The sequence below is a fragment of the Kosmotoga sp. genome, from assembly GCF_982836095.1.
In genome coordinates, this window is sequence record NZ_CEYIHJ010000005.1 from 6,132 (window position 1) to 6,669 (window position 538).

2 protein-coding genes are annotated in these 538 nt (G+C 40.3%); both read left to right on the forward strand.

Annotated elements, in window-relative coordinates:
• Positions 1-86: 86 nt before the first annotated feature.
• A complete protein-coding gene (gene yidD, locus AC3LHT_RS00780) occupies positions 87-365 on the forward strand; it encodes a membrane protein insertion efficiency factor YidD (RefSeq protein WP_290645419.1) in 279 nt (92 codons plus the stop codon).
• On the forward strand, positions 346-538 hold a 193-nt coding region (locus tag AC3LHT_RS00785; protein ID WP_488661691.1), incomplete at its 3' end, for a hypothetical protein. The genes yidD and AC3LHT_RS00785, both read left to right, overlap by 20 nt.

Consider the following 538-nt stretch of genomic DNA (forward strand, 5'->3'; position numbering starts at 1 on the left):
GTTTAGGCGCAACGAAGTTGGCTATCACCAACTCTGTGAGAAACTATTGAGGATTGCGAGACGAATCGATGAAAAGCAAGAAAAAAATGGGAATTGCAAAAAAAACAGCACTGAAGTCAATTGAGTTCTATAAAAAGTATATTTCTCCTTTAAAACCTCCCAGTTGCAGGTTTACGCCTACCTGCTCTACTTATATGTATCAGTCCATAGAGCGCTTCGGCTTTTTCAAGGGGTTGCTGCTCGGTAGCTGGCGCATTCTACGTTGCAACCCGTTTAATCCAGGCGGGGAAGACCCCGTACCAAAGGAATTCCACATATCACTTTCATTTCCGAGGAGGAAGAAAAATGAAAAAACAGGTTATTAGCATCCTTTTGCTCTTCATTGTTGTACTATTCTCTTCCACATTACTTGCTTATAACATGACGACAAAGGAAGCAACCGATGGGACTTTCACTCTTGAGACTAAAACTTTTGTTATATCCTTTGATTTAAAGCTCGGAGTGCTCAAAGATATATATATCAAAGTGGATAGAAGCA